At 31.3% G+C, this 13,069-nt stretch carries 16 protein-coding genes; 15 read left to right on the forward strand and 1 reads right to left on the reverse strand.

Features of this window, described 5'->3' with window-relative positions; all coding sequences use genetic code 11:
• Nucleotides 1-423: 423 nt before the first annotated feature.
• Nucleotides 424-1,854 (reverse strand): type I glutamate--ammonia ligase, encoded by a 1,431-nt coding sequence (gene glnA / locus CPIN17260_RS02730; RefSeq protein ID WP_078387492.1) that lies wholly within the window; start codon nucleotides 1,852-1,854, stop codon nucleotides 424-426.
• Nucleotides 1,855-2,145: 291 nt separating this feature from the next.
• On the opposite strand from glnA, the gene CPIN17260_RS02735 reads away from it, so the two are divergent.
• The 15 genes from CPIN17260_RS02735 (at nucleotide 2,146) to rplS (ending at nucleotide 12,987) form a co-directional block, all read left to right on the forward strand.
• Nucleotides 2,146-2,880, forward strand: coding sequence for a chemotaxis protein (locus tag CPIN17260_RS02735; RefSeq protein ID WP_069632927.1), 735 nt, complete (start codon nucleotides 2,146-2,148; stop codon nucleotides 2,878-2,880).
• On the forward strand, nucleotides 2,880-4,139 hold the full coding sequence (locus tag CPIN17260_RS02740; RefSeq protein WP_078440528.1) for a peptidase U32 family protein: 1,260 nt from the start codon (nucleotides 2,880-2,882) through the stop codon (nucleotides 4,137-4,139). Before CPIN17260_RS02735 ends, CPIN17260_RS02740 begins: the two co-directional genes overlap by 1 nt.
• Nucleotides 4,139-4,633 carry a 5-(carboxyamino)imidazole ribonucleotide mutase gene (gene purE, locus CPIN17260_RS02745; protein ID WP_078387493.1) on the forward strand — a complete coding sequence of 165 codons (495 nt, stop codon included), beginning with the start codon at nucleotides 4,139-4,141 and terminating at the stop codon, nucleotides 4,631-4,633. The genes CPIN17260_RS02740 and purE overlap by 1 nt, the downstream gene beginning before the upstream one ends.
• Before the next feature lie 9 nt (nucleotides 4,634-4,642).
• A complete protein-coding gene (locus tag CPIN17260_RS02750; RefSeq protein ID WP_069632930.1) occupies nucleotides 4,643-5,113 on the forward strand; it encodes a DUF3972 domain-containing protein in 471 nt (156 codons plus the stop codon).
• 134 nt (nucleotides 5,114-5,247) lie between these two features.
• Nucleotides 5,248-6,105, forward strand: coding sequence for a glycine--tRNA ligase subunit alpha (glyQ, locus tag CPIN17260_RS02755; RefSeq protein ID WP_069632951.1), 858 nt, complete (start codon nucleotides 5,248-5,250; stop codon nucleotides 6,103-6,105).
• Nucleotides 6,102-6,824 (forward strand): Nif3-like dinuclear metal center hexameric protein, encoded by a 723-nt coding sequence (locus tag CPIN17260_RS02760; protein ID WP_069632931.1) that lies wholly within the window; start codon nucleotides 6,102-6,104, stop codon nucleotides 6,822-6,824. The genes glyQ and CPIN17260_RS02760 overlap by 4 nt, the downstream gene beginning before the upstream one ends.
• Nucleotides 6,825-6,836: 12 nt before the next feature.
• Complete coding sequence (locus tag CPIN17260_RS02765; RefSeq protein ID WP_078440529.1) at nucleotides 6,837-7,544, forward strand: zinc ribbon domain-containing protein; 708 nt, start codon at nucleotides 6,837-6,839, stop codon at nucleotides 7,542-7,544.
• 3 nt (nucleotides 7,545-7,547) lie between these two features.
• The gene (gene waaA, locus CPIN17260_RS02770) at nucleotides 7,548-8,684 is read left to right on the forward strand and encodes a lipid IV(A) 3-deoxy-D-manno-octulosonic acid transferase (protein WP_078440530.1); all 1,137 of its coding nucleotides are present in this window, start codon (nucleotides 7,548-7,550) and stop codon (nucleotides 8,682-8,684) included.
• Nucleotides 8,681-9,439: an RluA family pseudouridine synthase gene (locus tag CPIN17260_RS02775; protein ID WP_069632934.1), complete on the forward strand. Its 759-nt coding sequence runs from the start codon at nucleotides 8,681-8,683 to the stop codon at nucleotides 9,437-9,439. Before waaA ends, CPIN17260_RS02775 begins: the two co-directional genes overlap by 4 nt.
• A 73-nt stretch (nucleotides 9,440-9,512) precedes the next feature.
• Nucleotides 9,513-10,853 carry a signal recognition particle protein gene (gene ffh, locus CPIN17260_RS02780; protein WP_078440531.1) on the forward strand — a complete coding sequence of 447 codons (1,341 nt, stop codon included), beginning with the start codon at nucleotides 9,513-9,515 and terminating at the stop codon, nucleotides 10,851-10,853.
• A 73-nt stretch (nucleotides 10,854-10,926) separates the two neighbouring features.
• The gene (gene rpsP, locus CPIN17260_RS02785; protein WP_069632936.1) at nucleotides 10,927-11,157 is read left to right on the forward strand and encodes a 30S ribosomal protein S16; all 231 of its coding nucleotides are present in this window, start codon (nucleotides 10,927-10,929) and stop codon (nucleotides 11,155-11,157) included.
• 11 nt (nucleotides 11,158-11,168) lie between these two features.
• Nucleotides 11,169-11,414 carry a KH domain-containing protein gene (locus CPIN17260_RS02790; RefSeq protein WP_069632937.1) on the forward strand — a complete coding sequence of 82 codons (246 nt, stop codon included), beginning with the start codon at nucleotides 11,169-11,171 and terminating at the stop codon, nucleotides 11,412-11,414.
• Entirely contained in the window at nucleotides 11,404-11,934 is a 531-nt protein-coding gene (gene rimM, locus CPIN17260_RS02795) for a ribosome maturation factor RimM (protein WP_069632938.1), read from the forward strand. The genes CPIN17260_RS02790 and rimM overlap by 11 nt, the downstream gene beginning before the upstream one ends.
• A complete protein-coding gene (trmD, locus tag CPIN17260_RS02800; protein ID WP_078440532.1) occupies nucleotides 11,931-12,641 on the forward strand; it encodes a tRNA (guanosine(37)-N1)-methyltransferase TrmD in 711 nt (236 codons plus the stop codon). Before rimM ends, trmD begins: the two co-directional genes overlap by 4 nt.
• Nucleotides 12,631-12,987 (forward strand): 50S ribosomal protein L19, encoded by a 357-nt coding sequence (gene rplS, locus CPIN17260_RS02805; RefSeq protein WP_069632940.1) that lies wholly within the window; start codon nucleotides 12,631-12,633, stop codon nucleotides 12,985-12,987. The genes trmD and rplS overlap by 11 nt, the downstream gene beginning before the upstream one ends.
• The last annotated feature ends 82 nt before the right edge of the window (nucleotides 12,988-13,069 follow it).

Raw genomic sequence — 13,069 nt, forward strand, 5'->3', positions numbered from 1 at the left:
TTTTAATATATCTTCTATTGTTTGTGTAATTTCTGATTTTTATTTATCTGTTTTTGAATTATCGTGTAGCTCTAAATTTAACTCCAACTCCGCTCTTTTTTCTTCTATTTTTGGATATCCAGTCCATTTGCATTTTTATCATAAAACTAAATGCGTCATATTTTACTAATGATTTTCGAAAATCATCAAGACTCATTTTTGTAAAATTTTTATCGCTATCAGGATGAATTTTTGGCTTGACATTGTTTAAAATATAATTAAAATTTTCTTTTGAGTTTTTATAAGACTATTGTCTTGTTGTATATTTAAAATATTGTTTTGCGCGTTCATGATGTTGCCTTTTTTATTAGGCAGCAAGTAGTAAAAATTAAATAAGTATTATGAAGAAGTGTAGGCTTATTTTATCTACACTTCTTATTTATTTTAGCAAGAATAGCAAGTTTTAAACTCATAAGCAGTTGGTCTTGCTTCATAAGGCCAAACTTGAGTTTCAAATTTTAAGTGCTGGAACGCATCTATAAAACCATCTGTCATTACTGGTTTTAAATAATCATTGCAACGAATTAAAGCTTCCAAGCTACCCCTTAATGTATGTGGAAGTTGTTCTATTCCTTTTTGACGGATTTCATCTAGAGTTAGTATAAATAAGTTTTCATCCATAGGGCCAACAGGTTCTATTTTGTTTTTAACGCCATCAATCCCAGCCATAAGCATAGCTGTAAATGCTAGATAAGGGCAAGCTGTGCTATCTGGAAAACGCATTTCAGCTCTTGCTGAGTTTTCTCCAGAACCATAAGGAATTCTTACAGATGCTGAACGATTTTGACTAGAATAAGTTAAAATTGAAGGTGCTTCAAAGCCAGGAATTAGTCTTTTATAAGAGTTTGTGCTAGGGTTTGTAAAGGCAGCAACACTTCTAGCATGTTTTAAAACACCACCTATATAGTGGCGTGCAAAATCGCTTAAATTTGCATACTCGCCTTCTTTATAAAATAGATTTTTTCCATCTTTCCAAATTGATTGATGAACGTGCATTCCGCTACCATTATCTCCATAAAGTGGTTTTGGCATAAATGTTGCTGTTTTACCGTTTAAGTGAGCTACCATTTTTACTACATATTTATAAATTTGAACATTATCAGCAGCCTCTACCAATGTTCCAAACTTTACACCTATTTCGCCCTGTCCTTGTGCTACTTCGTGGTGAACTGCAAAAGTTTCAAGTCCAACTTGTTCTAAAACCTGAACCATTTCAGCCCTTAGATCAACCATACTATCTACTGGTTGGCAAGGAAAGTATCCGCCTTTTTTTCTTGGGCGATGTCCCGTGTTGTAACTATCTGTAAAATCTTTATCGTCATTCCATTCGCCTTCTTCTGTGTCAACTTCATACATAGCACAATTTGTTTTATCAATTATCTTTACATTATCAAATACAAAAAATTCATTTTCAGGACCAAAACAAGCAATATCGCCAATTCCACTTTCTTTTAAATGTGCCATTGCTTTTTTTGCTATCGAGCGAGGGCATTTTTCATACATTTGCCCTTTGTATATATCATATATGTCGCAAAAAACAACTATAGTTATATCAGCAGTAAATGGATCTAAAAATGCACTGGTTGCTTCAGGCATTAACATCATGTCTGATTGATGTATCGGTTGCCAACCAGAAAAAGAACTAGCGTCAAATGGAACACCTTTTAAAAACATATCTTTTGTAACGGATTTTGCATTGTACGACATATGATGCCAAGTTCCATTTATATCAGTAAATCTAAAATCAACAAATTTAACTTCATTTTCTTTACAAAAATCAAAAAAATGATCTACGTCTTTTACAAATTTTCCCATTCATCTCTCCTGTATTAACTTACGTTTATTTTTTTATTTTACCATAAATTTTACCATCTAAGATAAAACTTATATAAAAATGCACCTACTTTAAAAAGCAATAAAATATATCTATAATTTTAATATATGTATAAGTTTTAAAATCAAAAGATTTTTGTATATTTAGAATAATTAATTTTTTGACATGAATTATGATATTATATCAAAATTTAAATATTTATTTTATTTAAAGTTAGCTTTAAAACAAGTGATAGTATAATCACATTACTTTAGACTAAATTAGGAGTTTTTATGACCCAAGAAGAACTTGATGCATTGATGGCAGGAGGTCTTGATGATACGGAACAGATTAGTGTGGAGCCATCCGAAGAATCAACAAAAGATGATAAAAGTGAAGTAGTTGAATCAAAACCAGATTCATCTTCCAAGGAAAAATTAGAAAAACTAGATGAATATGATGGGTATAGAGTTAGTGCCGAATCTGCTTGGCCACCACCACCACCAACAGAAGATCACAAGATGGTTCATCAGCTTGATGATGTTACAAGAGATAGTGAAGCAAAAGCTACTGAGATGTTTGATAAACTTGAAACTATCAATAATTTTTGTATGGATGCAGAAAGCGGTTGTGTTTCACTAAAATCAGGCATAGATGAAAATATACAGCTTCTTAGTACTTTAAGTGAAAAATTTCCAAATGTATCAACATTTAAAGAAGCCCTTGAAAAAAACAACTCTTTAAAATCAAATTTAGATGACATTATAAGCAATCTTCAAATGGGACAAGATGAAATTATGATGACTATGGATATGATGCAATATCAAGATATTCATCGTCAAAAAATAGAACGTGTTATAAATGTAATGCGAGCATTAAGTAAATATATGAATAGTTTATTTGAAGGTAAGATAGAAGATGAAAAAAGGGTTGGTTCTGCTGTTCATATTTCAGGAGACACAACTACAGACAATTTAGTTAGCAATGATGATATAGAGGCATTAATAGAAAGTTTGGGCAGTAAATAGTGAAAAGACCTGAGCTTTTAAGTCCTGCTGGAAATACGACAAAGTTAAAAATAGCACTTGAATATGGGGCTGATGCGGTTTATGCTAGTGTTGCTAGTTTTTCACTAAGAACTCGTTCTGCACGTGAGTTTGATCTTCAAAGTTTTAAAGAAGCAATAGACTACACACATGCAAGAGGAAAAAAATTTTATGCTACCGTAAATGCTTTTCCATTTAATGGCCAGATAGAACCTTTAAAAAGACATATACAAACCATATCTGAGTTTAAACCCGATGCTTTTATAATAGCAACACCAGGTGTTATGTCTTTAGCAAAAGAGATAGCTCCTGATATAGAGGTTCATTTAAGCACTCAAGCAAATGTGATGAACTATCTTGATGCAAAAATTTATCATCAAATGGGTGCTAGTAGGATAGTTGTTGCCAGAGAAATGAACCTAAAAGATGTTATAAAAATTAAAGAACAAATTCCTAGTTTAGAGATAGAAATTTTTATTCATGGTTCTATGTGTTTTGCATATTCTGGTAGATGTTTGGTTAGTTCTGTTCAAAGCGGTAGGATGTCAAACCGTGGAAGTTGTGCTAATGATTGCAGATTTAAATATGAATTATATGCTAAAAATCCAGATAGTGGAACTTTATTTAGATTAGAGGAGGATAATGAGGGTGGAACTCATATTATGAACTCCAAAGATTTAAATCTTTCAGTCCACATTGACGATATTATAAAATCAGGTGTTATTGATAGTTTAAAAATCGAAGGAAGAACAAAGAGTGAGTATTATGTGGCCTGTACAACAAGAGCTTACAGGATGGCGGTTGATGACTCTTTGAGTTCAAATTTTGATTCTCAAAAATACTCTCATGAATTAAATACTCTTAAAAATCGTGGTTTTACAGATGGCTATTTGGTTCATAGACCTTATGAGAGAACGGATACGCAAAATCATTTTAGTAGTCTTGAAGAAGGCACACATCAAGTTCATGCTATCAGCGTTGACGGTCAATACCTAAAATGCAAATTTAAGATGATTTTAAATGAAGATTATGAGATAGTTGCTCCACTTGGTGCTGATATTTTAGAGTGTGATAATGAGATTGGCAAAATTTACAAAAAAGATGGAAAATATTGGATTAATTTTAAGCAACTTATGACTAAAAAGGGTAAGTTTATGACCGAGATTCATAGTGGTAATGAAAACGAGATAAAATTACCATCACAACTGCCAAATTTTGTCTTTTTAAGAAAGGAATTTTAATGAAATTTGTATCTATAATGATGGGTAGCAAGAGTGATTATGATATAGTTAGTGAAGCGACTAGAATGTTTGATAAGTTTGGGATTAAATATGAACTTATAATTACTTCAGCACATAGAAGCCCTGAAAGAACTCAAGAGTACATAAAACAAGCTGAGGAAAAAGGAGTTCAAGTATTTATAGCTGCTGCTGGAATGGCTGCTCATCTTGCTGGTGCTGTTGCTGCAAATACTACAAAACCAGTTATAGGTGTTCCTATGGATGCTAGTGCTTTAAATGGTGTTGATGCTCTTTATTCTACTGTTCAAATGCCAAGTGGTATGCCAGTAGCAACACTTGCTATAGGCAAAGCAGGTATTATAAACTCAGTATATTTGGCTATGCAAATTTTAGCTTTAAATGATGATGATCTAGCAAAAAAACTAAAAGATGATAGAGAGGCAAAAAAAGAGGCTTTAAAACAAGATTCTGCTAAAGTCGAGGTTATGCTTTAAGGAGGCAAAATGCAGACATTTTTAAAAATAGATGAATTTTGCAAATTAGTTCATCTAAACCGTGAAGTTATAGATGAGATGATACAAAGAGGTGTTCTAAATACTCGCAAAGATGGAGATGAGATATACATAGAGGCTAGTCAAGGGACTATGAGTATTGTTCCATCTTCAAATGCAAATTTGACTCAAAATATGCAAGCTTTACCAGGAGAGAGCTTTGTTGAAAAGACAATAGGAACTATATTAAATCTACATGAAAAAGTTTTGGATGCAAAAGATGAAACCTTAGAAACATTAAAAAATGAAAATAAATTTTTAAAAGAAGCTCTTTTTTCTATGCAAGAACTTTATGATGAAGATAGAAAAAGTATACAGACATTAACCACTCAACTTAAAATTTCTCAAGATGAGGTTGAATTTTTAAAAAGAAAATATAAATTGATGTGGAATAAAGCTGTTGATAATTTTAAGGAAACCTAAAACAACATAGACTTTTCTAATTTGCATATTGAATAAAATCAAGTTATAGACTATGATTTTACTATAAAAATTTGTTTAGAATTTAAATATTTGAATTTCTAATTAATATATTTATAAAATAAAGGTAACAAATGATAACTTTTTCAGAGATTATTTTAAACTTGCAAAGCTATTGGCAGGAAAATGGTTGCGTGATACTTCAGCCTTATGATATGCCCGCTGGTGCCGGAACTTATCATCAGGCTACTTTTTTAAGAAGCCTTGGTAAAAAACCATGGGCAGCTGCCTATGTAGCTCCATCTCGCCGTCCAACAGATGGAAGATATGGCGAAAATCCAAATCGTTTGGGGGCTTATTATCAATTTCAGGTTTTAATAAAGCCAAGCCCTGAAAACATACAAGAGTTATATTTAAAAAGCTTAGAGAGACTAGGACTTGATCTTAAAAAACATGATATTCGTTTTGTAGAAGATAACTGGGAGAGTCCTACACTTGGTGCTTGGGGTCTTGGTTGGGAAGTATGGCTTGATGGTATGGAAGTTACTCAATTTACATATTTTCAACAAGTTGGCGGCATAGCTTGCGAGCTTGTTAGCGGAGAGATAACATATGGTCTTGAGCGTTTGGCTATGTATTTGCAAAACAAAGATAATGTATATGATATAGTTTGGGATGATAAAAACAATCTAGTAACTTATGGAGATGTTCATAAGCAAGGCGAGTATGAATGGAGTAAATATAATTTTGAAGTTGCTGATGTAAATATGCTTTTTGCTCAATTTGATAATGCTTTCAATGAATGCAAACGAGCTTTGGATGCAGAGATAGCTCTTCCTGCTTATGATTATTGTATGCTTGCAGCACATACTTTTAATGTTCTTGATGCAAGAGGCGCTATAAGTGTAACACAAAGGCAAGATTATATTTTAAAAATTCGTGAACTTGCAAAAAGTTGCGCTTTGACATATTTAAAATCTCAAGAACAAAAATGAAAATAAAAGAAATTTATGATATTTTAAATCAAATTGCACCTTTTGAATCCCAAGAAAAATGGGATAATAGTGGCGTATTGATAGGAAATATGCAAAGCGAGTTTGAAAGAATTTATTTAAGCTTGGATTTAGATAGCGAGCTTATAGATGAAGTTTTGCCAAATTCTTTGATTATTACTCATCATCCTTTGATTTTTAGGGGGCTAAAAAATATTAGCTTGGATGCATATCCAAGTAGTATTATTGCAAAAATGATAACAAAAAATATTACTCTGATTAGTATGCATACAAATTATGACAAATTTGTTTTGAATGAATACTTTACAAAAGATATCTTGGGTTTTGATATAGTAAAAAAAGATGATTTTTTGATATATTGTGATGTTGATTTTAAATTTAGCGAGCTTGTGGATTTTGTAAAGCAAAAGCTTGATATTAAGCAAATCAAAACAACTTTTGTCAAGCAAGATATAAAAAATGTAGCAATTTGCACCGGAAGTGGAATGGATTTGTTATCTATGGTTAAAGCAGATGTTTTTTTAACAGGAGATATAAAATACCATCAAGCACTTGAAGCTAAGGAAAATGGCATAAATTTAATAGACATAAATCACTATGAAAGTGAGCGATATTTTGGTGCTTCTTTGATGAAATATTTGCAAAATATTAAAATAAAAGTTATAATCACTAATTCAAAAAACCCATTTGTGTATTGTTAATAAAGGAATTATATGAATAAATATTTAGAGCAGTTGGTTAAGCTTTCAAAATTTGATAAAGACATAGATAGTTTTGGTCTTAGAGTTGAAGATGTTGAAAAGGTTTTAAGAGCTACAAGGCAAGAATTTGAAGAGTTAAACGAAAAGATAGAAAAGATAGATAATGATTTAGCTGAGTTAAAAACTCAAAAATCAAAAACAAATGCCCATATAGCTGAATTTTCAAATAAGATAAAAGATGTTTCAAAAAAGAGTTCATCTGCTAAAACTGAAAAAGAGGTAAAAGCTCTTGGTCTTGAAGAAGAGATAGCAAAAGAACAATTAGAAGCAGCTAATGAAGAGATAGCAAGACTTGAAAAAATTTCAGCAGCTAAATTAGAAGAAAAAGAAGAGTGTGAAGACAAAAAAGCTGAGCTTCAAACAAAGCTTAATGAGATAGAAAAAGAGATTAGTTCAGAGCTTGAAAGTATAGAAAAAGAGCGTGAAGAGATATATGCTCAGAAAAATAAACTAATATCTCAAATGAATCAAAAAATCATTACATTTTATGAAAAAATTAGAAAATGGGCTGGAAACACAGCTGTTGTTCCTGTTAGAAAACAGGCTTGTTATGGATGTTTTATGCAGATAAATGATAAAACTTTTTCATCTGTAATTAAGGCAGAAGATATAATCACTTGTCCTCATTGTGGAAGAATTTTATATAAAGAAACTAAATAGCATTTGATAGCGATTTATTATTTTTTGGCTCTGATAGCTTGGTTTATCGGAGCTATACCTTTACTTTTTTTAACAATCAAAAAAAAATATAGACATTCACTGCCGGCTAGATTTTTTCTTTTTAAAAATCCAAGGCTAAAATCATCTAATGTTCATTTTCATGCTTGTTCTTTTGGTGAGATAATTGCTTTAAAGTCAATTTTAAATCTTTTTGATAGCAAAGCTATAACCACAATAACAAAAACAGGATTTGATGAGGCTAGTAAAATTTGTAAAAATACACGTTTCTTACCATTTGAGATTTTTTTACCTTTTTGGTTAAAGCCAAGCAAAGTTTTAGTTATATTTGAAGCAGAGCTTTGGCTTATGCTTGTCTTTGTTGCTAAGATTCATAAAACAAAAATCATGCTTATAAATGCAAGAATTTCAGATAGAAGTTATCAAAGATATTTGAAATTTAGTTTTTTTTATAAAAAGATTTTTAGCTATATTGATGTAGTTTATACTCAAAGTGATATAGATAAAAAAAGACTGGAACAACTTGGAGCAAAAAATATAAAAATTTGCGGAAACATAAAATCAGCAAATGTCTTAAAGCCAAACAAAATTTATCAAAAACCAAAAGAGCGAACGATAATTTTTGCTAGCACACATAAAGGTGAAGAGGAATTATTGCTAAAAGATTTTAAATTATCAAAATCAGATAAGCTTCTTATCGCACCAAGACATCCTGAAAGATTTAATGAGGTTATATTGTTTACTAGTAAATGGTGTGATAATAACGGCTATGAGTTTAAAAAATTTAGTGAAAATAATGATATAAATGCCCAAGTTGTTGTGATAGACACTCTTGGAGAGCTTGTAAATTTATATGCTATAAGTGATATAGTTATTCTTTGTGGAAGTTTTTTGCCTGATATAGGCGGTCACAACCCAATAGAAGTAGCCCAATTTAACAATGTTCTTATAAGTGGTAATTATATTTTTAATCAAAAAGCTCTATTTTCAATGTTAGATGATGTTTATTTTGCTGATTATTCGCAGATAAATGAACTTTTAAATAAAAATCTAAAACAATGTTCTATCACAAACAAAGCGGATATAAAAGAAATAATACAAGATATCAAGGATACAATATGAATCAAGAAAAAGCTTATAAGCTACTAGCTTTACAAGAGGGAATTTCAAATAATGAAGCAAAAGAGCTTATAGATAGTGGACTTGTTTTTGCAAAAGGTCAAAAACTTGCCATAGCAAGAGCTATGTTAAATATCAATACAAAATTTACGGTTCAAAAACTACAAGAACCCAAAAAAATATTTGAAGATGAAAACCTAATAGCCATAGACAAACCAGCATTTATTACAAGTGAAAAGATAAGCGAAATGTATAAAACACCACTTTTACATAGACTTGATAGGGAGACAAGCGGTGTTTTGCTTCTAGTCAAAAATGAAGAATTTGCTAAAATAGCCATTAATGAGTTTAAAAATATGCGAGTTAAAAAGACATATGTAGCGGCTGTAAAAGGTATATTTAGCGAAGAAGTTTTGGTGAACGAGCCAATACTTACCATAAAAGGTAAAGGCGGTGCTATATCAAAGATATCAAAAGATGGCAAAGAAGCCATTAGTAGAGTTTCTCCTCTTATGGTTGTTGGTAAAAAAACTCTTTTAAAAGTTGAGATAGATACTGGTAGAACACATCAGATAAGAGTGCATTTGGCTAGCTTAAATGCTCCTATTGTAGGAGATGAAAAATACGGTAAAAATAGGGCGAATAGAATGTTTTTACATGCTTATAGTATCGAGATACTAAAATACAAATTTAAATCATTCTTGCCTAGCGAGTTTAATACTCTTGGTTTTGAAATTTCAAAAAAATATGAAATTTAAAGAGTGATAAAGAAAAGATTTTGTAAAATATGCCCTTTGTATATTAAATTTAATTTTTTAAGGAATGTAACTAGTGTTTGAACAAATAAGTGAATCTTTTAGATTAGCCCTAAGTAAAGTTCGTTTTGTTGATGACGAAAAAGCATTAAAAAATGCTATGGATGTTCTAAAAAAAGCACTATTAAAAGCAGATGTTCATCATAAAGTTACAAAAGATTTATTAGTATCTATAGAAAACGATATGAAACAAGGCACTATAGGGCAAAAACAATTTTTAGATGCTATAAAATCCAATCTAACAACAGTTTTAACAGCGCCGGGTAATCAAGGCTTTGTTTATGCTAGTGTTGCTCCTACTACAGTTTTGATGGCTGGTCTTCAAGGTTCAGGTAAGACAACCACCACTGTTAAGTTAGCAAGTTATTTAAAGCTTAGAAAAAAAAGAGTTTTGATAGCTGCTTGTGACTTACAAAGACTAGCAGCCGTTGAGCAGCTTCGCCAGCTTTGTGAAGCAAATGAGATAGACCTTTTTTATATAGAAAATGAAACAGACCCTAAAAAAGTAGCCAAAGAGGCACTATCTAAGGCTAAAAGCGGTCTTTATGATGTTTTATTGGTTGATACTGCTGGTCGTTTGGCTATAGATGAAAAGCTAATGCAAGAAATTCAAGATATAAAAAACATAGTAAATCCACATGAAATTTTTTATGTTGCTGATGCTATGAGTGGTCAAGATGGTGTAAAATCAGCATCTAAATTTAACGAAGTTTTAAATATTAGTGGTGTTATACTGTCTAAATTTGACTCTGATTCTAAGGGTGGTGTTGCTATAAGTGTTGCAAAACAGCTTCAAATCCCACTAAGATTTGTTGGTGTTGGTGAAAAAGTATCCGACCTAGAAAGCTTTATCCCAGATAGAATCGTAAGTAGGATCATGGGTGAGGGCGACTTAGCTACACTTGTTGAGAAAACTAGCACGATTATAGATGAAAAAGAGGCAAAAAGATTAAGCCAGAAGATTAAAAAAGGTCGGTTTAACTTCAATGATTTTTTAGATCAGATGGAAAGTGTAAAAAAACTAGGCTCTATGAAATCACTTTTAGGTATGATACCTGGAATGTCAAATATGGCAAATCAGATAAAAGATATAGACCTTGAAAACTCAAAAGAGATACTACACATAAGAGCTATGATAAACTCAATGACAAAAAAAGAGAGAGAAAATCCTGATTTGTTAAATAACAGTAGAAAAAGGCGTTTAGCTGCTGGTTCTGGGCTTTCTCAGGTGGAAGTAAATCGCTTTTTAAAACAGTTTGAAAATGCATCTAAACTAGCTAAGAAATTTTCAGGCAAGGGTGGTGCAAAAGGACTTGCAAATATGCTAGCCCAAGCTAATCTAAAAAGACCTGTTTAAGGTTTAAATTTATATATCTTTTAGATATATAAATTTAAACCTTATTTATAAAAATTTTAAAAGGAGATAAAGTATGGCAACAGTTGTAAGACTAACTAGAATGGGAAGAAAGAAAAGACCATTTTACCGTGTAGTTGTGACAGATAGCAGAAAAAGACGTGATAGTGGCTGGATAGAGAGCATAGGTTATTATAACCCTATGGTTGAGCCTGAAGTTATAAATATAAACGAAGAAAGACTTGCTTATTGGAAAAGCGTAGGTGCTAAACTTAGCGATAGAGTTGCACAAATAACTAAAAAATAATCAGATCAAATATGGTTGAAAATTTTTTATACGAATATGCTAAACTTATAGCGGATTATCCTGACAAGATAACCGTTGAGAAAAAAAATCTCGATAATGATTTTTGCGAGATTATAGTTCATGCAGATAAAGTTGATACCGGTAAACTTATTGGCAAAGATGGTAGGATGATAAATGCTATAAAAACCGTTATAATAGGTTGTAAGGCAAAAGATCCAACAAGTTATAGAATAACGGTAAAACCACTTGGAGAATGATTTTTTAGAAGTCGCTACACTTGGAAGAAGTGTCGGGCTAAAAGGCTATGTAAAGCTTTATAACAAGAGCGACTTTCCTGAACAGTTTAAAAAAAATGCAAAATTTTTTGATAAAGATGGCAAAGAATTTATTTTAAAAGATTTTAATAAAATAAATTCTAGTGCGCTTTTTTTTGGTTTTGAAGATATAGAACTAGCAAAAGAACTTACAAATAAAATTCTATATACAACAAAAGAACTCACAAGAAAGACATGTAAGCTTAAAAAAGATGAGTTTTTTTATTTTGATATATTATCACTTGCTGTAGTTGAAGATGATGAAGAACTAGGTGTTGTTGTGGATATACAAGATATTTCCAAGGATAGACTTCTTGAAGTTAGAACGGATAAAATTTTAGTCGATGCTGGACTTCCTAAGACATTTTTTATCCCATATATTGATAATTTTATCTTAAATGTTGATTTGTCACAAAAAACTATTTATGTTAAAAACTCAAGAGCAATACTTGAAAATTCATGAAATTTACATTTGTAACTCTTTTTGAAAGCATCGTTAAGCCATATTTTAATGATTCTATTTTACATCGTGCAGTAAAATCAAATTTCATTGATTTAGATTTTGTAAATCCAAGAGATTATACAAAAGATATACACAAGAAAGTAGATGAATATATGGTTGGTGGTGGTGCAGGATTATTGATGTCTTGTCAGCCATTAAACGATACTTTGCTCTCTATAAAACAAAAAAATGCTCAAACACACTTTATTTTTTTAACCCCTGTAGGTAAAAAATTTAACCAAAATGATGCAAAAAGATTATCCAAAAAACCTCACATTTGCTTTGTTTGTGGAAGATATGAGGGTATTGATGAGCGTGTAATTGAGCTTTGGGCTGATGAAGTTTTTAGCATAGGAGATTTTGTATTAACAGGCGGCGAACTTGGTGCTTTGTGTTTATGTGATGCTATATCTAGAAATGTAGATGGAGTGCTTGGAAACCCTGATAGCCTATGTGTTGAAAGTTTTGAAGAAAATTTATTAGAAGCCCCATCTTTTACAAAACCAAATATTTTTTTAAATTTAGGTGTTGTTTCAGAGTTTTTAAAGGGAAATCATGATAAAATCCAAGCTTTGAAAAACCAAATGGCCAGTTGTAAAACAAGGTTTTTTCGACCTGATTTATACCGAAAAATTAAGCCACATATTAAGGAAAAACATGAGAAATAAATACATTGATGCATTTGAAAATGCTCAGATTGCAACTAAGAATGTGCCTGAATTTCGTGCAGGGGATACACTTCGTGTGGCTATCCGCATAAAAGAGGGTGATAAAACTAGGATACAAAATTTTGAAGGTGTTTGTATAGCTAGACGCGGAAGTGGAACAGGTGAGACTTTCATTATAAGAAAGATCGGTGCTAACAGTGTCGGCGTTGAGAGAATTTTCCCTATATATAGTGAAAGTATAGAGGATATAGCTGTCCTTAGAAAAGGTCGCGTTAGAAGAGCTAAGTTATTTTATCTACGTGGTTTACGTGGTAAAGCTGCTAAGATTAAAGAACTTAGAAAATAATTTATTCGAAGATTTATTTCTTCGAATCTTTTTTGCTAAATATATAAATATAATATTATAATTTTACGCCACATAATATAAC

Origin of the sequence: Campylobacter pinnipediorum subsp. pinnipediorum (assembly GCF_002021925.1) — a bacterium.
Taxonomy (GTDB): domain Bacteria; phylum Campylobacterota; class Campylobacteria; order Campylobacterales; family Campylobacteraceae; genus Campylobacter_A; species Campylobacter_A pinnipediorum.